Here is a 22,684-nt window from a genome sequence, read left to right as displayed (position 1 = left end):
ACCCACCCTCATTATACATCGTAGTTGTAATTACGAATTAATTAATTACCAATTATTGGCGCACTTAAAGAAACAGTTTCCACCGCTTTATCAGCCGTCAAAGTCGGTACAGAATCACGCAACCTTGCTGTCAATTGTACAGTTGTAGCGTCGTACATTTGTGTTAGCAACTTGGGATAAAAACCAATGCCGATAATGGGAATCAACAAACAAGCAATGATAAACACTTCACGGGGTTCAGCATCAATCAAAGCTTGGTGAGAAACTAACTCTTCGTTTTCTTGACCATAGAAAATTTCTCGCAACATTGAAAGTAGATAAATTGGCGTTAAAATCACACCAACTGCCATTAAGAAAATGACAATTACTTTGAATGTTGGGTTATAAGCATCGCTAGTAGCAAAGCCAACAAATACCATTAATTCCGCTACAAAACCACTCATTCCAGGCAATGCTAAAGATGCCATCGAACAAGTTGTAAACATAGCGAAAATTTTCCGCATCTTCTTACCAACACCACCCATTTCATCTAACATCAGGGTGTGTGTCCGGTCATAAGTTGCACCGACTAAAAAGAACAAACTTGCCCCAATTAAACCATGAGAAACCATTTGTAACATTGCCCCACTTAAACCCAAATCGGTGAAGGAGGCAATACCAATCAGAACAAAGCCCATGTGAGAAATTGAAGAGTAGGCAATTTTCCGTTTGAGGTTCCTCTGGGCAAAAGATGTTAAGGCAGCGTAGATGATATTTACTACCCCCAACACTACCAATACTGGTGCAACATAAGCATGGGCATCGGGGAGCATTTGGGCATTCATGCGAATTAAGGCATAACCACCCATTTTCAGCAAAATACCTGCTAGTAACATATGCACAGGCGCTGTAGCTTCACCGTGGGCATCTGGTAGCCAAGTGTGCAAAGGAATGATGGGCAACTTCACAGCGTAGGCAATGAGGAAGCCAGCGTACAGTAAAAGTTGTAAATTTAGTCCGAAATCTTTCAATGCGAGCGATCGCATATCAAAGGTAACTGTATCGCCATAAAATCCCATCGTCAAGGCAGACAACAAAATAAATAGCGAACCGCCAGCAGTGTATAAAATAAACTTGGTCGCTGCATATTGGCGTTTTTTACCGCCCCAAATCGACAATAGGAAGTAAATTGGTACAAGTTCCAATTCCCACACCAGGAAGAATAACAGCATATCCTGGACAGCGAACACAGCGATTTGACCGCCATACATCGCCAAAATCAAGAAGAAAAATAATTTCGGCTTTAGCGTTACAGGCCAAGCTGCTAAAATCGCCAAGGTGGTAATGAATCCTGTTAGCAAAATCAGGGGCATAGACAAGCCATCAGCGCCCACTGACCAATTTAAACCCAATTGGGGAACCCAGGGGTAACTCTCCACCAATTGCAAATCGGGATTGGAGAAATCATAACCAGTACAAAAAGCGTAAACAATTAGTGCGAAATCTATCAACCCTACAGCGAGGGAATACCAGCGCACTGTTTTGCCGTCTTTATCTGGGATGATGGGAAGCAGTAGCGACGCGGCTATGGGAAATAAAATAATCGTCGTCAACCACGGAAAATTAGCTATATTCATCACAATCAGTCAGCAATTAAAATCATGTTTGGCAAAAAGTCACAGTTAATAACTAACAGCTTTTTGGCAATTTTGCCTTCATTGTTAGGTTGATTTAATTAAATTGGCAATACCCCACCCTCCCAGATGCAGCAATAGACCACTTCTTGTTGTGCATCTGGCAGGTAAACTGCCCGCCAATTGGCTCAAATTGAGCAATTATGGCATCTGTACGACATTAAATGGCAAATTTACTAAAAAATATTAAATTCTTTACAATTTTCAAATGTCTGATAGGGTAGCGTGGCGCAAGCCATATCAGGATTTACAGGATTATATTTTTGGAGGGTAACAAATTGTACAACGTTTGTGATTTTTCAAGGGGGTAGAGAGTCAATATTTGCTTTGGCAAAATCTAGCATTTCGATAGTTCTTTGAATAATCTGATCGGCATCAGCTTGTGTAATGTTAGGATCAGTATTATAGTCACCGCGTAAACGAGTTCTTTCCGCATCAATTAAATAACGATGAAATTCACGAGGAACTCTTTGTGGACGTGCAAACTTTTCTCCAAAAGCAGCAATTACAGCTGAATGTTTAGAATAAGCTAGTCCTTCTCCTTCTAAAAAAGCGGTAGCAATATAAAACATCGCATAATAACCACGAGATGCTGCAAATTCAGCAAAACCGTTTTGATTGAGTTCTGCTGCTGCTTGCAAACTTCTCTCGGCTTTTTCCAGAAGTTTTTCTTGTTCAGTGTTCATATTACTAACCCATCTTGTCTGACATTACGAAAAAAACCACTATTATGATTTTCTAGTTGTTCACAAGTAGCAAAAGCACAACTGATCAAAACGTTGTATTCTAAACATAAATCAGCAATAACTTGACTTATTTTTTCGCTTTCTTGAGAATAGTTAAAAACGTCTTTTAACACAATTAAAACATCTATATCTGAATCTGATTGTGCTGTTCCTCTGGCTTGTGAACCAAATAGAATTAGTTTCTCTAATTGTTCTCCATATAGTTGTTTTAAGTTTTTGCTTACCTGACTTAAAACTGTTGAAATTGGTTGGTTTAGCATGATTTTAAGTAAATAATGATTTTATGTTTATTTTAACTTAAAATGTCTGAATCAGGATGTCCAGGATTAGAGGATTCACAGGATTTTGTATGAATATTTATATGGGAATATTTCAGATTTTAAAGATGAGTTTTTTTCTACATCCTGTACATCCTTAAATCCTGGTTATCCTGATTCAGACAGTAGGGTGTGTTAGCGAAGCGTAACGCACCAAAATTGATTAAATTGATTAAATTTAATATTGTTAATCAATCTACGTTACGTCGCGTTGATAATTTAATGTATGTTTTATAATATTTTCCAGATCATAACGCACCCTACAACTTAGCTCCCTTAATATATTTTTTAATAAGTTCATCAAAGAAATTCTCGACCAAATACTTTCCAGACTCTCCCTCTAATTCATATCCCCCAAACCTATAAATTTCATAACCAGCTAGTTTGAGCTTTCGATCTTCAGCAACCATGTCAGCATATTTTTTAGGACTGGCAATATTATCATCAGCATAATGTTGTTTACCATCAACCTCTATTACTACTCTTTCCTGATGAGAAAAGAGGATTAAAAAGTCCATTCTTTGTCTTGGTATTCTTTTTTCCTTTAATTCCCTTAAAGTGTATGGATCATAGTGTAAATAAACTTGAGGGATCAAGGCGGGTAAAAATTCACCGGGAGTATCCCGCAATTTTGTATAATATGTAGAAAATAATAACTTTTCAGGTGGGGAAGCTAAAGAACTTACTAGACGCTTGTAAAGGGATTCCTCTGTTTCTCTAGTAGGACATTCAGTATTTAATTTTTTCGCCCACCAAGAAACTAAATTCTTCCAAAATAATCCAGAACTAGGAATAGGTTGATCATAAATAAGACAAAACTCTCCATTTTTAACAATACGAATATCATTGTTGATAGAGTCTTCGAGTATTAATTCTGGTTTTGGTCCATTTGCTGCAAATATTAAGTTCTTTATGTTACCACTAACACCTGACCCAATCTTAATTACTTGGTAAAGTGGAAGTCCTGATATCTCTTCTTTTGCTTCTAAGCGATAACTATCTTTAACTAAATGATTATTTATGAGATTAACTAAAAATTTTTGAATCTCTGGTTCTTGTACCAATGGATGAGTAACTTCCTCCATAAATCGAAATAACATTTCGTCGGAACTATCTGTTAAGCCTAAATAACTATTGAACAAGTAATGGTAGTTCCATTCATGGGTCTTAACCATGCGCTGTGTAATTTCTTGTGCTGCCGATTTAAAATATTTGTCAGTAGGTGGCATTGTATCTAATGACCAGATGCGTTTGAGAAAGTCAATTAAATCTAACTTTCCATGTATAGTTAATTCTTCAGATTTTATAATTAACTCATCTAATATATTTTTTCGGTTAATTAAAGATATTTTAAAATTACCTGATATAAATTGGGTAAGTATTTTGCGAAGTTCTTCTGAAGAATAATCCTTTAATACTCTCTGTGATAATTTAATTAAAATCTCCTCTGATTTTCCGATAAGACGTTGTTTAACATAAACTCTTTTGCTAGAGTGTGCCTCTTCATTAGTACCAGGAGATAGACCAAATTCTTCACAAACTTTTGGCAAATTGTAAGATTTTTCTTCAGCTAAAGCATCAGCTATTGCTTCACGTAGTTTATTGAGAGGTGGTTTAGTTGTCATCAATAATAGATGGATTGGGTGTCTACACAGTAGATGCAATAATAAATATTTTTATACCTTACCTAAAAATCCTAGCTCAAATCAACCTCTATACAAAATTACCTATCCTATCTTCTTTCTTTCTTTCTTTCTTCCTTCGTGTCCTTCGCGTCTTCGTGGTTCAATAACTTTGCGCCTTTGCGCGAAACAAAAATCCTCTCCGCGACTCTGCGCCTCTGCGTGCAAAAAAACAATCCAGGGGCGGACAAACCGCCCCCATTAAAATCAGGTAACACCAAAAACGATCACCAAGCCCAAAACAGCCCCAAAAACGATCAGAGCATAGAATTGAACCCGACCGCTTTCCAGGTATTTCAGACCTTCACCACTAACCAAAGTAAAGAAACCAGTTAAATTAACCGCACCGTCAACAACACGGAAATCAACTTCCATCACTTGTCTAGCCACACGACGCAAACCAAGCACAAACACACGATGATAAATATCGTCAAAATACCACTTGTTCAACGATAATTCATACAGTGGTTTGATTTTGGATGCGATCGCAGCGGGGTCAATTTTCCGGGCTAAATACATCAGCACCGCCAAAGTAATACCCACAACAGAAATAGCAATAGAACTACCCGCCATAATGTAAAACTCATGGGGGTCAAATTCCGCAGCCTTTTCCATTACTTCAGCCAAATTTTCGTTAGGAGAAAAGATGAACTGCTCAAAATAATTGGCGTAGGGAGTACCTATCAAACCAATTAACATCGAAGGGATAGCCAACACCAACAACGGTAGAGTCATTGTCCAAGGAGACTCATGAGGAGAAGTGCTGTGATGTCCGTGGGAGTCGTGAGAGTGACTATCCAGTTCGCCTTTTTTCATCGCCCCAGGACCAAAGTTAGGCGCTAATTCCACAGCACCTAATTTTTCAGCCGCAGCAGCCGCAGCATTCTTGAGTTGGGTTTTGATTTTCTCATCATTACCCCGGAATTTGCCTTCAAATGTCGAGAAATACATTCTAAACATATAAAAAGCGGTAATCCCAGCAGTCACCCAACCAATGAACCACAGCAGGGGGTTAGCTGCAAAAGCCGCACCGAGAATTTCATCTTTTGACCAAAAACCAGCAAAGGGAGGAATTCCGGAAATTGCCAAACAACCAATTAAGAAAGTGATACCGGTGGCAGGCATATATTTCCGCAGTCCACCCATTAAGCGCATATCCTGTGCTAATACAGCATCATGGCCAACCACGCCTTCCATACCGTGAATTACCGAGCCTGAACCCAGGAATAGCATCGCCTTAAAATAGGCGTGGGTCATCAGGTGGAATAATCCCGCACTGTAAGCGCCTACTCCCATAGCCATCACCATGTAACCGAGTTGGGAAATGGTGGAGTAAGCCAAGCCCTTTTTGATGTCGTTTTGGGTAATAGCGATAGTCGCGCCCAAAAATGCTGTAAATGCCCCTGTGAAGGCGATCACGTTCATAGCTGCGGGAACGTGTTCAAACACTGGGTACATCCGCGCAATTAGGAATACACCCGCTGCCACCATTGTTGCCGCATGGATGAGGGCAGAAATGGGGGTAGGACCTTCCATTGCATCTGGTAGCCAGACGTGGAGGGGAAATTGGGCAGATTTGGCAACTGGACCGAGGAAAACTAAAATTGCTAAGACGATGGCGAGGAAATTGCTAATAGAACCTGATTCTACGAGTTCAGATAAGCGATCGCCCATAATCATGAAATCAAAGCTGCCTGTTGCCCAAAATAGCCCCAGAATGCCCAGGAGTAGACCAAAGTCACCCACCCGGTTAGTTACAAATGCCTTTTGACAAGCATCTGCTGCTGCTTTGCGATCGTACCAAAAGCCCACTAGGAGGTAGGAACACATCCCTACTAATTCCCAGAAGATATAAATTTGTACCAGGTTGGGACTGACCACCAAACCTAACATTGAAGAGCCGAATAAGCTGAGATAGGCGTAAAACCGCACGTAACCAGGGTCATGCGCCATGTAGCCATCAGTGTAAATCATGACTAGGAAGGCTACCGTTGTCACAATCACCAACATCAGGGCTGTTAGGTGGTCGATAGTGTAGCCCATCGTCAGATGAAAATTACCTGCTGATGCCCATTCTAAGGTACGGAGATAAGGCGCATGGCCTTGATATTGACTCCACAGCAAGGCCAACGACAGCCCCATAGCTGCTCCCATCAGGGAGATAATTACCACAGCGTTAAGCTGTCGCAGGCGGTTTGTCACCTGATTTATCGAGATTAGCCCTAGACCGACCAGCATTGCTCCTAAAAGAGGTAACACTGGAATCAGCCAGGCATACTGATAGATTACTTCCATCACTGACGCCTACTTTTAAAATTCTTGACAAATTGAGGACAGTGCTGTAGTAAATTCTTCCACAGCTAACTGTCCAGGTCGGAACTGTTAATAATTGTGACACACACCCTTGAGGATAAAATACCCCACTCAATCAGCTTTGGGTGGGGTGTTAAGCATGGTTTTATATTTGGGGACTGGGGACTGGGGAGATGGGGGAAGCGGAGGAACATAATCTCGTGCCTCCCCTGCTTGCCTTTCCTCCCCTGCTCGCTGCCCCCTGCCTCCAATTACGCTGATTGACACTCCAAGTCGGCTGTTGTTGGTATATTGTAGGTTTTAGGGCTGCTAATGTAGCTGAGTTTAATTTCTTCTAAGGCCAGACGTAAATCGTCTCTACTGCGAAAACATTCCAGGCGCTGTCGAACCAGTCCTTTTTCAATCAACAGTAAAGTCGGTAGTGATTTAAGTCTATAGGTGGTAGATAGCTTGAAATTTTGGTCGGCGTTAACCCCCACAAGTTTAATTTCGTCACCGCATTGAGCTTGAAATTGCAGCAACAGCGGGTGGATGATGCGACACAAGCCACACCAAGGAGCCTCAAAATTAACTAATACAGGAATTGGAGATTCTAAAACTTCTTGAGTAAATGTCCGCTCACTTACCGACAACACCATGACGCCTCTTGAATTATAAGGTTTTTATATCAAAGTAACTACCAGTAGCAGGGATTGGCAAGTCAGTTTCTTATGGTGTCTCTGACAAAAAAGCCAGCGTGATAAAATTCACGGTAGCTTTTTTTTAATGTTCAACTTCTGATTGCCGTTTCCTCCCCAAGAAAGTCAATCGATCAGCAAATACCAATACTAAATCTCAAACCGACTGAGGAAACCCTCACTGACAGCTATTTGAATTCATCCTACCTTGATTTGGTGGTAATTGATAAGTGGCAATTTTGATGAGATTGATATTTTATGTTTATCTTGGGGATCACTTAAAACTACCATATTATCCTACTAGTTGCTACGATTAACAGGGGGTGAGACCACCAAAGCAAGGCTACAAAAATGGCAACTCCTAAGTAAGCAGGACGAAAAAATTCCTGCCATTGGATAGATTGACGACCATCAAGAATTGCTTTAAAGGGAATAATTGAAGTTCGCTGTTTGACGGCTGCAAAAGCTTCTCCATAGCGATTGCTTAAACGGCGATCGCCATGCCAAACCCCAAATAAGTGGTGTAGTATTAAACCCATTGATGTGACAAAAGTAAAGGTAGTACCTAGCCATAGGGTATGGGCAACACACCAAATCACTTGCCCCACCATTTGCGGATGGCGGGTTATACGCATAATTCCTGTCTCATAAAGATGGACTTGGGGCTTTTGAATAGCCGCAATTTCTAGTAGATTGAAGGTAGCAGGATATAAAAATAAAAACGAAATCGCTGATAGTACCCAAACTACTGGTTTTACTCCCGGTATGCCTTGCACCTGCCAAAGTTGCCAGCCATCATAGCGGTGGTTAAAAAAGTAAGTAATTAATATCACCGCTAAGGGTAAGCTAACTAATGCAAACAGAATGCGATAAAGCCTTGGTCCGATGAATTTTTCTGCCCAAGGACGCAAAGCAGCGCCTCCGCTGTGGGCAATCGCAAAAGCTAATTGTAACCCCAGGATCACAAAATGACTGGAGGTAAACCAAGGATTTGTCATCATAGACACAACTCAATTCCAGATTAAAAATTCAAAATTCCCAATGAAAGAAGGTACTATTGGTAAGCATCTTGACCTTTAACAGATTATACACAAGAGGATTTTTGTCAAGATGTTGTGGTAATGTCTTTTTCGTATCAAGCCTTCAAAATGTTAACAATGTCATAAATCATGCCTAGCTACAAAGCTATCCACTCTGATTTATTGCCAAATCCGCTCCTTTCAAAGTTTGTGGTTTGAGCCTTATGTCTGACCTTCCTTTCACTTTAGATCAGTTACGCATTCTCAAAGCGATCGCCGCAGAAGGGAGCTTCAAACGCGCCGCTGATAGTCTTTACGTCTCCCAACCAGCTGTAAGTTTACAAGTCCAAAACCTAGAACGCCAGCTGGATGTCCCCTTATTTGACAGGGGAGGACGACGCGCTCAATTAACCGAAGCAGGGCATCTACTCCTGAGCTACGGTGAAAAAATTCTCAGTCTGTGTCAAGAAACCTGCCGCGCTATTGAGGATTTACAAAATCTTCAAGGTGGTACTTTAATTGTCGGAGCTTCTCAAACTACCGGCACTTATCTTTTACCGCGCATGATTGGGATGTTTCGACAAAAATATCCCGATGTGGCAGTACAATTACACGTCCACTCTACCCGTCGCACGGCTTGGAGTGTGGCTAACGGACAAGTTGATTTAGCTATTATTGGTGGTGAAATTCCCGGTGAATTGGCAGAATCTTTGGAAATTGTTCCTTACGCTGAAGATGAACTGGCTCTGATTTTACCTACATTCCATCCGTTTGCCAAACTCGACACCATTCAAAAAGAAGACCTATATAAATTACAATTCATTGCTCTTGACTCCCAATCTACTATCCGCAAAGTCATTGATCAAGTACTAGCACGCTGTGAAATTGATACTAGACGTTTTAAATTTGAAATGGAACTAAATTCCATTGAAGCAATTAAAAATGCTGTGCAATCTGGTTTGGGGGCTGCTTTTGTCTCCACCTCAGCGATCGCTAAAGAATTACAAATGGGTGTGCTGCACTGTACCCCCATTGAAGGTGTAGTCGTCAAGCGAACTCTTTGGCTGATTGTTAATCCCAATCGCTATAGATCCAAAGCCGCAGAAGCCTTTAGTCAGGAAATTTTACCCCAGTTTGCTACCCCTGGATGGGATGGAGACACGTTAAAATTATCACAAAAGAATCTAGTGGTAACTACATTAGATATAGATACAGCAACGGCCAACTCATCTGACCCAAACTAAACATTTTGTCAGTAGTCAAGCGTCATTAGTCAAAAGTAGATAGCTAATGACTAATGACTAATGACTGATGACTAATGACCAATAACTAACATGGAAGTTTACTGCACTCGTCCACGTTGCGCTCGTCCAAAAAACCATTTTGCAGATTTAGATGACGTTACAACGTTAAAAACAACTCAGCAAAAATACTGCACTAGTTGCGGTATGCCGTTACTATTAGATGGTCGATATGTACCCACTAAACTCCTGGGTAGAGGAGGCTTTGGTGCTGCATTTTTGGCAAGCGATCGCCGCATACCCGGAATGCGAAAATGTGTAGTTAAGCAATTTCAACCAGCAGGAAATCTCACCGCAGATCAACTTCAATTAGCACAAAACCTATTTGAACGAGAAGCAGAAGTTTTAGCTCAGATAGGTAATGAACATGAGCAAATTCCTGACTTATTTGCTTTCTTCCCTGTCACGGTTCAAAGTTTACAACTAGGAGAAAAAGAGCAATTTTTTTATCTTGTCCAAGAATATATTGATGGACAGAATTTAGAAGAAGAATTAGTCCAAGAGGGCAAATTTTCGGAAGTCGGAGTAACACAAATACTCACAGAAATTCTGCCAGTTCTCACTTTTATCCACGACAGAGGCATTATTCACAGAGATATTAAACCTTCTAATATCATGCGTCGTCGGGATGGTAGACTATTCCTTTTAGATTTTGGTGCAGTCAAACAAGTGACTAATGCCCCTGGTGGTTCTACTGCTTCCACGGGAATTTATTCTATGGGATTTGCACCCCCAGAACAAATGTCAGGAGGTCAAGTATTTCCATCTACTGATTTATACGCTTTAGCTGTTACTCTAATTACTTTAATAACAGGAAAAGAAGCAAATAAACTATTTGATGCTTATAGCAATCAGTGGCAATGGCGAACACAAGCCACTATCAACGACAGACTAGCTGATATTTTAGACAAAATGCTGCTACCTGCTGCTAGTCAACGCTTTCAGTCAGCCGCAGAAGTTCTAGAAGCCCTTTCTCCACCACCTCCCACAATTCTTCCCACAGCATTACCACCACAAAAACAAGCACATCCACCAAAACCACAAGGACAAAAACCACCACAAAAACCAATTCCAATACAATCAGCGTTTGCTACATGGGAATTACTAGCTGGGGCTGCTTTTAGTGGGTTTGAAGGGGCATTAATAGCGATCGCTCTTTTGAGCTTAGTCAAAAATCCCATCATCACTTTGGCTATTTCTGTTGTGATTTTGAGTGGTTTAATTTTTGCTCAAACCAAACGCTGGTTAGAAAAATTTGACTTATTAATTATCCCCACAATTAGTTTTGCAATTATATTTATAATCCCCTTTTTACGAAGTGGTATTGTCATGCAGCAAGTGCTTATTTTTGCAGTTACTTCTGCCTTAATTGCCATTGCAGTAACAACTATATTTCGTCTGATTTATAAATTGATATCTTCAATTATTTAACAAGCATTCAGTAAAAGTGAAAAATTAATTTATGTCTCAAAAAAAAGAAACTCTGGTAATTTTTTTGTCTCTGATAACTACTATTACTTTAATTTTTGGAGGACTATGGTTTTTAATGGAACGTTGGGCAAACATTAATAAAAGTCAAGTTAGTAATACACCTACTTCTAGTAATTCTAATGCTGGCAATCCCAGTAATAACTTAATCAATTCCAACAATTCCCCAAACAATAATTGTAACGTACCCAATTTACCACAGGGAATCTTTAGTTATGGTGGCAGCACAACCTGGGCACCAATTAGAAAAGATGTCGATTCAGTATTATTAAACATTTGCCCTCAGTTTGGTTTACGTTACACTCAACCCATCAATGACAAACCAGGTTCAGGAACAGGAATTAAGATGTTGATAAATAATCAACTAGCTTTTTCTCAATCTTCTCGCTCAATTAAAGCCGAAGAAAATGTAAAAGCTCAACAAAAAGGATTTAGTCTCAAAGAAATTCCTGTAGCAATTGATGGCATAGCGATCGCTGTTAACCCTCAACTCAATATCCCAGGCTTAACTGTTGCTCAAGTCAAAGATATTTACACAGGGAAAATTACCAACTGGAAAGATGTAGGTGGTGTAGATTTGCCAATTCAAGCCCTATCTCGTACTCAAGAATCTGGTGGTACAGTAGAATTCTTTGTAGAAAACGTCCTCAATAAAGAAAACTTTGGCAAGAACGTTATTTACATGGGGACAACAACAGAAGCCATCAGAAAAATAGCCACAACACCAGGAGGAATTTATTACGCTTCTGCCCCAGAAATCGTCCCCCAATGTACTATTAAATCCTTACCAGTAGGGCGTAAAAAAGGAGAATTTATAGCACCATATCAACAACCTTATGTACCGACATCTGAATGTCCCATCAAGCTTAATCAGTTGAATGTCGAAGATTTACGCAATGGTAATTATCCCATCACTCGCAATTTATTTGTGATTGTTAAACAAAATAGTCAAACAGATCAACAAGCAGGAGAAGCTTATGCAAATTGGTTATTAACATCTCAAGGTCAAGAATTAATTGAAAAAGCAGGATTTATTAGAATTAAATAGTTTAGTTAATCACACCTCACTCAAAACAATCATGGAAAAACCAGCTAATTCTCAATATCCAATCCATCCCTTATTGCAACAACGTTGGAGTCCTTTAGCATTTTCCAACAAATCCATTACAGCAGAAACACTTTGCAGTTTGTTAGAAGCTGCTCGTTGGACAGCATCTTGTTACAATGAGCAACCCTGGTATTTTATTGTTGCCACTCAGGAAAATCCCCAAGAATTTAGCAAGTTGCTAAGTTGTCTGGTAGAAGCAAATCAAGTATGGGCAAAAAATGCGCCGGTGCTGATGATATCGGTAGCCAAGCTTAATTTTGAGAAGAATGGCAACCCAAACCGTCATGCTTTTTATGATGCCGGAGCAGCGGTTTGCAGTCTCACCACTCAGGCTACCTCCTTGGGTTTATTTGTTCATCAGATGGGAGGATTTGATCTAGCTAAGGCGCAAGAACTGTACAACATTCCAGAGAACTATGAACCAATAGCAGCGATCGCAGTTGGTTATCCAGGCGATCCCCAAACCTTACCTGAACAATACCAACAACGTGAGTTTGCACCACGTCAACGCAAACCACAACATACATTTGTATTTACCGGCACTTGGGGAGAAAGTTAAACGGAGAAGCAGGGGGTGCAGGGGTGCAGAGAGGAAATTTCTTTTCCTGACTTTTGCCTTTTGCCTCCCATAACTCCTGACTCCTTTTATGAGAATGTTTGCAAAAAAAATTAATACTTCCAAATACTAAATCTTACTCTGTACAACAAGAGTGGTAATTCACTATGTCTCAAAAAAATGAAACACTAGTTCTCGTCCTATCTCTATTCACAACGTTATTACTAATAGGTGGAGGCTTTTGGTGGTTTACTAAAAAATCAACCGTTGACCTGAATACAATTGTTAATTCCCAGTCCAACAGTTCTAGCTCCAGCAATCAAAATCAGCAATCAGTACAAGCTCAAGGTACAACCTTTGCCACTGTGCAGAATGTCCCCACAGGATTATTTAACTATGGAGGCAGTACATCTTGGGCCCCGATGCGGTTGGCAATTGATCCAGCAATTCAAGCAGCACGTCCAGAATTTCGGCTACGTTATGTACAACCCAGTAATGCTGCTCCTGGTTCTGGCACTGGCATACAGTCATTAATAGACGGTCAACTAACTTTTGCCCAGTCTTCCCGACCAGTTTTAGATGAAGAGTTAAGCCGATCCCAGCAGCGTGGGTTCAAACTCAATCAAATTCCTGTAGCAATTGATGGGTTAGCTGTAGCCGTAAATCCCGACCTGAATATCCCCGGATTGACAATAGACCAGCTAAAATCCATCTACACAGGCAAGATTAATAATTGGCAGCAAGTGGGTGGACCGAATCTGCCGATCAAGGCATATTCGCGCCGTATTAGTGATGGCGGCACAGTTGAACTTTTTGTCCAAGACATTTTGGGTGGTCAAGCTTTCAGTTCCCAAGTCGAGTTTGTCTCTACGACCACCCAAGCCTTAAAAAAGGTGGCTGATAGTCCTGGTGGCATCTATTACGCTTCTGCCCCAGAGGTTGTTCCTCAATGTTCCATTAAACCCTTACCTTTGGGACGAGCGGCAGGGCAATACATTGCTCCTTATCAAGAACCATTTATTCTCCCTAATCAATGTCCTGATCAACGGAACCAATTGAACATTAAGGCTTTTCAATCAGGAAAATACCCGATTACCCGTAATCTGTTTGTGGTGGTCAAACAGAATGGTCAAACTGAGGAGCAAGCCGGTGTTGCTTATGCTAACTTACTGCTAACAGAGCAGGGACAGGAACTAATTACCCAGGCTGGGTTTGTTAAAATCCGCTGACACCTGCTAGTCATAGCTTGGAATATATCAATAACCAACTTGTAGGCTTCACATTGGCTTTGTGAGTTTGCTTTAGCTGGCTCTGTTAATTGACTCTGCTGGCAAGCAAATCAAATTATCCCCTTGGGTGAGGATTAGTCCACGCTGACGCAATTTACCCATCAAGCGGGTAACGGTGACGCGAGTAGAACCAATGGCGCTGCCAATTTGGGCATGGGTGAGGGGGAAGGGAAGGCAATAGCCGCGAATTACATCAGGATCGGTTTCGCTCATTGATGGCTCTCCATATTCCTCAATCAACAAGGTGAGAAATCCTAGAAGTCGGTCAATTGTGCGTCGTTGTCCCAAAGCACTTAGCCACAAAAGCTTGCGCTGGTGTTGATATCTAAAGGCATCCATTACTTCACGACGGAAGTGAGGCCAGTTATCCAAATCATGCCAGTACATCCATAGCACCGCAGTTTGGTCAACGTGAGCGTAAGCTTGGAGTGTAAAGGGTGACTGAGCAACGATTTCAAATGGTTGTCCTGCTCCCACGAAACCCAAAAAGGCTTCTTCTGGGGTTCTGTTGATGCGTCGTGATGTTAGCTGGCTGGCAGTAGCACTTACTTGGGCAGTTCCTACCATGCGAATTGCACCTCTCTGCACTAAATATAGCAATCCGGGTCTGGCGGGAATGCGCTCATCTTTGCTGAAGGTGCGGCAGCGGTAGTGTTCTTGAGCCCAATCAAGAATTCGTTGCCAAGTTAAGAAAGGCCGTGATGCCTCGGAAAAGGAGGATTGAGATTGCATAGGTAACAAAGAGCGTTAGGCTGAAGACAAAGACTAAATAAAAAGGTGCAAGGAGTGTCTTTGTGTTAACAGGGTAGGCTTAACGCCTAACAGCGTCAGCCATCCAAAGTGTAGAAAGCAAATTTGCCCTCTACTCTTTTGTTATACTTCTTACTGTACAATGAGGGTAGTAAAGTTTACTAATTATTCATCGATTATTCATGAAATTTTATCCTACTCTCATTTTTCTTTACTTAGACTAAACTTCTATCTAAAGGTGGATGGAACAGGATAAAATCGTGATAACCGTAAAAGTTTTCTAAATAACTACGTGCATCATTGGCTACTGTTTAAGAAGTATACCTCAATTAAACTTTTAGTATATATCCATTTCATGAATTTTCTAAGTGTTTATACCAAGGATGAGAAAATTCTATGGATAAAAAAGGGAAAAGTGCCTCTATATCAAGGTACAGATGGCAAAAAAATTTTATATATTTCTAGCGTAGCTTTGCAAATTTCCGCTGCTGACAATTCAAAAGTGATGCCAATTGTTAGCGGAATCGCTGCTCACCTATCAACAACTTGCGGCGAAATTTTCAACGTTAAAATAGTTCCTCCTGCTTTGATTCATATAGAACTAACTGATCCTACCTTAGCAGCTTGGTTAGATAATCTGACAGGCGGAGTTGCCAGCTTAGAGAAAATGGGGGACTGGGGACTGGGAAGAGGGGAAGAATTCCTTAACTCCTGCCTTCTGCCTCCTGCCTCCTGGGAACGGGAAAATAAAAACCAATTATTATTTGATATTCAATATACTCATGCACGCTGCTGCTCATTAATACAACTGGCTGATCGCGAGGGGTTGATTAAACTGAAAAAATCAATTTCCGATGATGAAAGTTTCATTCCCGCGCAACCTATACCTTGGCTGGACTGTGAGCAAAAACTACGTTTCCATCAACCGGATGAAGTTCGTCTGATTCACCAGTTGGTAAAAATGGTAGACGATTTGGTATTTCCTGATTCTAGCAGTTCAGTTTACTGGGAAACAGCAGCAGTGAAATTAAGCAAGGCTTTTGACAGTTTCTGGTGTAACTGTCGGATTTGGGGAGAAGTGAAAACTAATTCACCAGAGTTAGCTCAGGCTAGGTTGGGATTGCTGATAGCTACGCAGTTGGTTTTAAGGTCTGTCTTAGAAACGAAATTGGGGGTTTTTGCGCCTCTGGAGTTGTGATTGAGCCTATTTCACTGACAAAAACTCAAAATTGTGATTACAGCTATTGACGCGATCAATCTACTGGGATATATTGTCTGGTGTGTGAGGAGCGAACCAGCAAGGACACCGAGACGAAACACGGCCAGTCGTCGGTGTCCTTTCTGATGTTTAGAGTATGTTTAAAGCAAAAATTTTTCTATAGCGATCGCTGCCCCATCATTTTCTACAATAGGAGCTACCCAATTAGCGATCGCTTGTACTTGTTCTGGGGCGCTACCCATAGCCACACCAATACCCGCATACTCTAGCATTTCCACATCATTGAAGTTATCCCCAATAGTCATAACTTGATTGCTTTCTAATCCCAGCAGTTCTTCTGCAAGATAGCGGACAGCAGTTCCTTTGTTGACAAAGGGGTTAGTTGCTTCAAAAAAGGTAGCAACGGAAGTTGTCATATATAGTTCTGCTGGCGTGTATTGAAGGCGTAAATTCCCCAAGAGTTCCCTAATTAAATTCGCGTCGTCGCACAAAGCTAAAACTTTGGTAGGTTCATTAGTTAAAACTTGACGCAAATCACCAACGGGAAAGGGAGTGACACCACAGCGTACTGCATAACTTTCTGTTTCTGTCGTGATTTCCCGCACGTAAAGTTGGTCATTGATGTAAAAATGAACAGAGAGGAGCGATCGCAACTCTGGCTGTTCAAAATAGTCCAGTAGTTGATGGGCAATTTCCCTAGTTACAGATAAATGACGATGAATTGTTTGGTTACTTGGATCTTGAATCCAAGCTCCTTGATAAGCTACCAATGGTAGAGTTGATTTAATGTCTTGATGAAACCGCAAAGCTGAACAATACATTCTACCCGTGGCTATAGCCACCTTAACGCCTTTTGCTTGGACTGCTTGAATGGCTTGCTTGACAGTTGCACTCACTTGGTTGTCATGTCCGGCAATAGTACCATCTATATCTAATACCAGTAGCTTAATATCTCTTCTATCTTGAGCCTGATTGTTGATAGATGCCATAAGATTAGCAGGTACGTGGTTCTAGTAATCGTTCCAGTAAGAGATTAACAGTCTCTAGGCACTAGTTAAAATAGCGTTATGTTCCCAACTTTGGCTAATCAGGTGATTTCTAATTCTCCAACCACAACCAGTCCCACCATCATCCTTGTAGACGGACATTCTTTAGCGTTTCGTTCCTATTTTGCATTTGCTAAAGGTAAAAACGGAGGACTACGAACAAAAGCGGGTATTCCTACTAGCGTTTGTTTTGGCTTTATTAAGTGCTTATTGGAGGTAATGACAACCCAACAACCGCAAGCTATAGCTGTAGCATTTGATTTAGGATTGCCAACTTTCCGCCATGAAGCAGATGATACTTATAAAGCGGATCGTGTAGAAACACCAGAAGATTTTATTCCCGATTTAGAAAACCTGAATGAATTATTGAGAGGTTTAAATTTACCAATTTTTACAGCACCAGGTTATGAAGCGGATGATGTTTTAGGAACTTTAGCACAAAAAGCGTCTGCGGCTGGTTATCGAGTTAAGATTTTATCTGGAGATAGAGATTTATTCCAACTAATTGATGAAAGAAAAGGTATTACAGTTTTAAATTTTAGTCCTGAAGCTTTAAAACGTTCTGCGAATAGCATCACGGAATTTCAAGCAGAACAAGTTAAGGAAAAATTAGGCGTATTACCTACACAAATTGTAGATTTTAAAGCTCTTTGCGGTGATAAATCAGATAATATTCCTGGAGTCAGAGGAATTGGTGAAAAGACAGCGGTTAAACTGCTCAATACTTATAATTCTCTGGCTGAAATTTATGCAAAGTTAGATGAAATCACAGGTTCAACTCATGAAAAATTGATTGCAGGTAAAGAAGATGCTCTGCATTCTCAATATTTAGCGCAGATAGTTGTCGATGTACCTATAGAAGTCAATTTAGAAGATTGTCAATTAACAGGTTTTGATACTAACAATTTAATTCCTATTTTAGAGAAATTAGAATTTAAGAAATTCTTAGAACAAATCAACCAACTACAAGAGAAATTTGGGGGTAAGGTTCTAGAAACCAAAGTAGAAGAAATTAATAAGATTGAACCAGAAGAAAATGATGATTTATGGTTTTTTAGTGCTGAAGATACAGCTAAGGCTGAAAAATTACCTGAGTCATCAATTCAGATACGTATCATTGACACAGAAGATAAATTACAAGAATTAGTTAGCATTCTCCAAAAATGCACTAACACAGAAAAACCCGTCGCTTGGGATACAGAAACTACAGCTTTAGAACCTAGAGATGCTGATTTAGTAGGAATTGGTTGTTGTTGGGGAATAGGAGAAAATGAAGTTGCTTATATTCCTGTTGGTCATAAAATAGGGAATAATTTACAATTAAATTTAGTGCTATCAGCATTACGTTCAATTTTGGAAAGTGCTGATTATCCGAAAACTTTTCAAAATGCTAAATTTGATAGATTAATTTTCAAATGTCAGGGAATTAATTTAGCAGGTGTGGTATTTGATCCGATGTTAGCAAGTTATTTGATTAATCCAGATACTACTCATAATTTAAGTGATTTATCTTTAAGACATTTGGGTTTACAGTTAACAGAATATAATGATATTGTTCCCAAAACAGGTAAAAAAGAACCACAAAAAACTATTGCTGATATTGGAATTAATTTAGTAGCGTATTATTGTGGTACTCAAGTTTATGCGACATTTCAATTAGTTGATAAATTGCGTGCAGAATTAGAAAAAGCACCAGATTTAGCGAAATTATTGGTGGAAGTAGAACAACCACTAGAAGCAGTGTTAGCGGAAATGGAATACACAGGGGTGAGAATTAACTCCGGTTATTTGCAAGAATTATCTCAGCAGTTAGAAACTGAATTAGCTAAATTAGAAATACAAGCAACTGAAATTGCTGGAGAAACATTTAATTTAGGTTCTCCTAAACAACTGAGTTATATTTTGTTTGAAAAACTCGGTTTAAGTACCAAACATTCCCGCAAAATTCAAACAGGTTATTCTACCGACGCAGCAACTTTAGAAAAACTCCAAGAAATTGATGATACTGGTTTTGTGGATGCGATTATTGAATATCGGACTTTATCAAAATTAAAGTCTACCTATGTAGATGCTTTACCAGCGTTGGTACATCCCCAAAGTCAACGGTTACATACTGATTTTAACCAAACTGCAACTTCTACAGGTAGGTTATCTTCTTCTAATCCCAATTTACAAAATATTCCTATCCGTACTGCTTTTAGCAGACAAATTAGAAAAGCATTTTTACCTGAATCTGGTTGGTTGATGGTAGCTGCTGACTATTCACAAATTGAGTTAAGAATTTTGGCTCATTTGAGTCAAGAACCTATATTACTAAAAGCATATCAGCAAAATGAAGATATTCACACAGTTACAGCAAAGTTAGTCTTTGAAAAAGAAGAAGTGACATCAGAAGAAAGACGTTTTGCTAAGACAATTAACTTTGGTGTGATTTATGGGATGGGTTCGCTTAAGTTTGCACGTTCTACAGGTGTAGATAAAGCTAATGCGAATGAATTTATTAAGCGATTTAATGAACGATATCCCCTAGTATTTAAATATTTGGAGGGTGTGAAAAAACAAGCAATTTCTCAAGGTTATGTAGAAACAATTTTGGGAAGAAGACGTTATTTAGATTTTACTAGTAAAAGCTTACAAGAGTTAAGAGGTAGAGATTTAGAAGATATTAATTTGAGTAAGTTAAAAAATTTGGGTGCTTATGATGCGGGGTTATTACGTTCTGCTGCGAATGCACCAATTCAAGGTTCGAGTGCAGATATTATTAAAATTGCGATGGTGCAATTACATGAGGTTTTAAAGAATTATCAAGCGCGGTTGTTGTTACAGGTGCATGATGAATTAGTATTTGAAGTTCCTCCGCCAGAATGGGAAGAATTGCAAATACAAATTAAGTCGGTGATGGAAAATGCTGTGAGTTTAAGTGTTCCTTTAGTTGTTGATGTGCGTGCGGGTGATAATTGGATGGAGACGAAATAATGCAATCGCGTAATCATCTAACCTAGCAATAAATTTATGAGTAGCAGCGATTTTTGATGCGTATGAATTTATTTTTAATTGTTATGAAAAGTACAATAACAAAAAAAATACATATTGTTAACAAAATTTTAATAATTTACTTGGAACTGGCATTATAAATGTAGGTGATTAATAGTAATCAAAGAAGCTGTTTGTTAATTTATCATTCGGGGAATATTTCACAGGACTTACGCAAAACAGAACGGAAGTAGGGGTAATTCATGAATTACCCCTACGCAAGAATTAGGTTTTGAGTTCAATCTTGCGTAAGTCCTATTTCAGTAAAAATAGTTTCTTCCAACACAACCTAGCTACTATATCAACATTAAAGAGTGTTTGAAACTCATAGATAGGTATATGAAAAATACAGAAGATATTTCCGTACCATTGTCTTGTCGAATTCGATTTAAAACAGAAAGTAATGCAACTAGGCAATACTTACAGGCAATGGAACGTTTATTATTAGTAGTTCAAGACCTTTCTCTAGCCCGTAGTTTAGACAGAATTATGGAAATTGTGCGGGTAGCTGCACGAGATTTGACGGCATCAGATGGAGCTAGTTTTGTACTACAGGATAATGGTTGCTGTTACTATGCTGACGAGGATGCTATTGCCCCACTTTGGAAAGGTCAAAGATTTCCGATGAATATTTGTATTGGTGGTTGGGCGATGTTTAACCATCAACCTGCGATTATTGAAGATGTAAGTGTTGATGAGCGCGTTCCCCATGTTGCCTATAAACCTACATTTATAAAAAGTATGGTGATGGTTCCTATTCGCACACAACAACCCATAGGAGCTATTGGCACTTACTGGGCCATTCACCATCAACCTACCTTAGAAGAAGTCAAGGTGTTGCAGGCATTGGCAGATGTTACTTCTGTAGCAATGGAAAATGTAGAAGTTTATTCAGAATTAGAACAGCGAGTAAAAGATCGTACTGTTGCTTTAGAAAAGGAAATTGAAGAACGAAAAGCTGCTGAGGCTGAGGTGCGTCGTCTTTCTCTAACTGATGAGTTGACAGATTTATACAATCGACGAGGATTTTTTGTAGTTGCAGAACAACAATTCAAGTCAGCCCAACGGACTCAAATTCCTACTTATTTAATGTTTATTGATTTGGATGGACTCAAACAAATCAATGATCAATTAGGACATGAAATAGGTGATGCGGCTATAGTTGCAGCTGCTAACTTAATCAAACAAACTTTTCGTCAATCCGATACTTTGGGGAGATTGGGGGGTGATGAATTTGTGGTATTACTGCAAGGTAATGACCCTAGTTTAGAAGTAATGATAGGGCGACTACAATCGTCTATTGATGAGTATAATAAATCTGGAAATAAGCCGTTTGATATGTCAATGAGTATAGGGGTAGTGAGTTATGATTATAACCAACCAGTTTCTTTAGATCATTTAATTACTTTGGCAGATGAATTGATGTATCAACAAAAACGTGCTAAGAAAAATAAAAAGGGGTATAAAATTTAGTTATTTAGTATTTACTCTTTCTCTAAGATGCCTATCTACGATGCTGATCCGATTAATTATGAGGGTGTAAATGGTCATCGCTATTGGTGTCATGAACCATTTTCTTACACAGGAATAACTGATATTGATGAAAGACTGAGCGGTTTTCCTGTAGCGGTGTTTCTTCCCAGTCATCGACCTCTACAAGATACACCTTTAGTCATTGGTTTACAAGGGATGTGTGCGCCCTATCAGTGGAATAATTTTATTATCCCCACGTTAACACAGATGGGTATTGCTGTGGCTTTATTTGATACGCCATTTGCGGGAGAAAGAAGTTTGGTAAGAACATTTAAAGCTGTGGTAGAAAATGAAATTAAGCCTTTAATTGATCGGGGTATTTCCTTTGATACGCAACTTTTATTAACAGTATTTCAGCAAACTGCGTTAGATATTACAAGAATTCATCAATTTTGCTGTGAAAAATACGGTATTAGTCATCGTTTAGGTTTGTTTGGTGTGAGTATGGGGGTTTTATTTAGCGCATACACTTTTACTGCTCATGGAATTGGGGAAAGGTTATTAGGTACAATTGGCCATGCTGATATTTCAGCTTTTGCTAATAGTTGGGGGCGTGGGTTTTTGCCAGATTTAGCAGCTTCACCTTTGGGAACTTTAGCAGAAATTATTTTGGCAAAAGTGCAACCACAAATAAAACCAGTCGTGCAGATGCTCACGTTGGCTAACAATTTGAAATATTCTGATAAATATGCTCAATTGTGTGACCCGATGACCTATATTGAACAAGTTCAGTTACCGCGACGGGTGAGATTTTTAGTAGGTGCTGATGACCCAATTGTGAATTTTAAAAATGCTCAAGCTTGCGCTCGATGTTTCCCTGATGGTGATTGTTATGTAGTTCCAGGTTTAGGACATGGAAACAGCAACTTTGGGCTAAAATTCACTGATCATGTCCGTTATTTTTTGGCTACGCAGTTAGGAGATTGGTAAACAA

General features: G+C 39.6%; 18 protein-coding genes. 9 read left to right on the top strand and 9 right to left on the bottom strand.

All coding sequences use genetic code 11. The features are described from left to right. Positions 1–41: 41 nt before the first annotated feature. From ndhD1 to H6G06_RS22550, 7 genes are all read right to left on the bottom strand, one after another. Positions 42–1,616 carry a photosynthetic/respiratory NAD(P)H-quinone oxidoreductase subunit D1 gene (gene ndhD1 / locus H6G06_RS22580; RefSeq protein ID WP_190564297.1) on the bottom strand — a complete coding sequence of 525 codons (1,575 nt, stop codon included), beginning with the start codon at positions 1,614–1,616 and terminating at the stop codon, positions 42–44. Between the two features lie 356 nt (positions 1,617–1,972). Next, complete coding sequence (locus H6G06_RS22575) at positions 1,973–2,359, bottom strand: HEPN domain-containing protein (RefSeq protein ID WP_190564295.1); 387 nt, start codon at positions 2,357–2,359, stop codon at positions 1,973–1,975. Next, a complete protein-coding gene (locus H6G06_RS22570) occupies positions 2,356–2,679 on the bottom strand; it encodes a nucleotidyltransferase domain-containing protein (protein ID WP_190564293.1) in 324 nt (107 codons plus the stop codon). The genes H6G06_RS22575 and H6G06_RS22570 overlap by 4 nt, the downstream gene beginning before the upstream one ends. Positions 2,680–2,996: 317 nt before the next feature. Further along, a complete protein-coding gene (locus H6G06_RS22565) occupies positions 2,997–4,361 on the bottom strand; it encodes an AbiJ-related protein (protein WP_190564291.1) in 1,365 nt (454 codons plus the stop codon). A gap of 264 nt (positions 4,362–4,625) precedes the next feature. After that, positions 4,626–6,713 (bottom strand): NAD(P)H-quinone oxidoreductase subunit 5, encoded by a 2,088-nt coding sequence (locus H6G06_RS22560; protein WP_190564289.1) that lies wholly within the window; start codon positions 6,711–6,713, stop codon positions 4,626–4,628. 269 nt (positions 6,714–6,982) lie between these two features. Further along, positions 6,983–7,369, bottom strand: coding sequence for a thioredoxin family protein (locus H6G06_RS22555; RefSeq protein WP_190564287.1), 387 nt, complete (start codon positions 7,367–7,369; stop codon positions 6,983–6,985). A 323-nt stretch (positions 7,370–7,692) separates the two neighbouring features. Beyond that, positions 7,693–8,409, bottom strand: a complete 717-nt coding sequence (locus tag H6G06_RS22550) for an NnrU family protein (protein ID WP_190564285.1) — start codon at positions 8,407–8,409, stop codon at positions 7,693–7,695. Between the two features lie 242 nt (positions 8,410–8,651). On the opposite strand from H6G06_RS22550, the gene H6G06_RS22545 reads away from it, so the two are divergent. The 5 genes from H6G06_RS22545 (at position 8,652) to H6G06_RS22525 (ending at position 14,109) form a co-directional block, all read left to right on the top strand. Further along, positions 8,652–9,671 carry a LysR family transcriptional regulator gene (locus H6G06_RS22545; protein WP_190564283.1) on the top strand — a complete coding sequence of 340 codons (1,020 nt, stop codon included), beginning with the start codon at positions 8,652–8,654 and terminating at the stop codon, positions 9,669–9,671. Positions 9,672–9,761: 90 nt separating this feature from the next. Beyond that, positions 9,762–11,159: a protein kinase domain-containing protein gene (locus H6G06_RS22540; protein ID WP_190564281.1), complete on the top strand. Its 1,398-nt coding sequence runs from the start codon at positions 9,762–9,764 to the stop codon at positions 11,157–11,159. Between the two features lie 31 nt (positions 11,160–11,190). Continuing rightward, positions 11,191–12,264 carry a PstS family phosphate ABC transporter substrate-binding protein gene (locus H6G06_RS22535; RefSeq protein WP_190564279.1) on the top strand — a complete coding sequence of 358 codons (1,074 nt, stop codon included), beginning with the start codon at positions 11,191–11,193 and terminating at the stop codon, positions 12,262–12,264. A 31-nt stretch (positions 12,265–12,295) separates the two neighbouring features. Then, the gene (locus tag H6G06_RS22530) at positions 12,296–12,883 is read left to right on the top strand and encodes a nitroreductase family protein (RefSeq protein ID WP_190564278.1); all 588 of its coding nucleotides are present in this window, start codon (positions 12,296–12,298) and stop codon (positions 12,881–12,883) included. 164 nt (positions 12,884–13,047) lie between these two features. Beyond that, complete coding sequence (locus tag H6G06_RS22525; RefSeq protein ID WP_190564276.1) at positions 13,048–14,109, top strand: PstS family phosphate ABC transporter substrate-binding protein; 1,062 nt, start codon at positions 13,048–13,050, stop codon at positions 14,107–14,109. Positions 14,110–14,181: 72 nt separating this feature from the next. On the opposite strand, the gene H6G06_RS22520 is transcribed toward H6G06_RS22525, so the two are convergent. Continuing rightward, positions 14,182–14,901 (bottom strand): Crp/Fnr family transcriptional regulator, encoded by a 720-nt coding sequence (locus H6G06_RS22520; protein ID WP_190564274.1) that lies wholly within the window; start codon positions 14,899–14,901, stop codon positions 14,182–14,184. A 310-nt stretch (positions 14,902–15,211) separates the two neighbouring features. Between H6G06_RS22520 and H6G06_RS22515 the strand changes: the two genes are divergently transcribed. Then, complete coding sequence (locus H6G06_RS22515) at positions 15,212–16,117, top strand: DALR anticodon-binding domain-containing protein (RefSeq protein ID WP_422387059.1); 906 nt, start codon at positions 15,212–15,214, stop codon at positions 16,115–16,117. 161 nt (positions 16,118–16,278) lie between these two features. On the opposite strand, the gene H6G06_RS22510 is transcribed toward H6G06_RS22515, so the two are convergent. After that, the gene (locus H6G06_RS22510) at positions 16,279–17,127 is read right to left on the bottom strand and encodes a Cof-type HAD-IIB family hydrolase (protein WP_190564270.1); all 849 of its coding nucleotides are present in this window, start codon (positions 17,125–17,127) and stop codon (positions 16,279–16,281) included. 78 nt (positions 17,128–17,205) lie between these two features. Between H6G06_RS22510 and polA the strand changes: the two genes are divergently transcribed. The 3 genes from polA (at position 17,206) to H6G06_RS22495 (ending at position 22,680) form a co-directional block, all read left to right on the top strand. Next, positions 17,206–20,160: a DNA polymerase I gene (gene polA / locus H6G06_RS22505; RefSeq protein ID WP_190564268.1), complete on the top strand. Its 2,955-nt coding sequence runs from the start codon at positions 17,206–17,208 to the stop codon at positions 20,158–20,160. Positions 20,161–20,556: 396 nt separating this feature from the next. Continuing rightward, positions 20,557–21,690: a sensor domain-containing diguanylate cyclase gene (locus tag H6G06_RS22500; RefSeq protein WP_190564266.1), complete on the top strand. Its 1,134-nt coding sequence runs from the start codon at positions 20,557–20,559 to the stop codon at positions 21,688–21,690. Between the two features lie 27 nt (positions 21,691–21,717). Further along, positions 21,718–22,680, top strand: a complete 963-nt coding sequence (locus H6G06_RS22495) for an alpha/beta hydrolase family protein (RefSeq protein ID WP_190564264.1) — start codon at positions 21,718–21,720, stop codon at positions 22,678–22,680. Positions 22,681–22,684: the final 4 nt, after the last annotated feature.

Origin of the sequence: Anabaena sphaerica FACHB-251 (genome assembly GCF_014696825.1) — a bacterium.
GTDB lineage: Bacteria > Cyanobacteriota > Cyanobacteriia > Cyanobacteriales > Nostocaceae > RDYJ01.
This window is presented reverse-complemented; position numbering and strand designations above follow the sequence as displayed.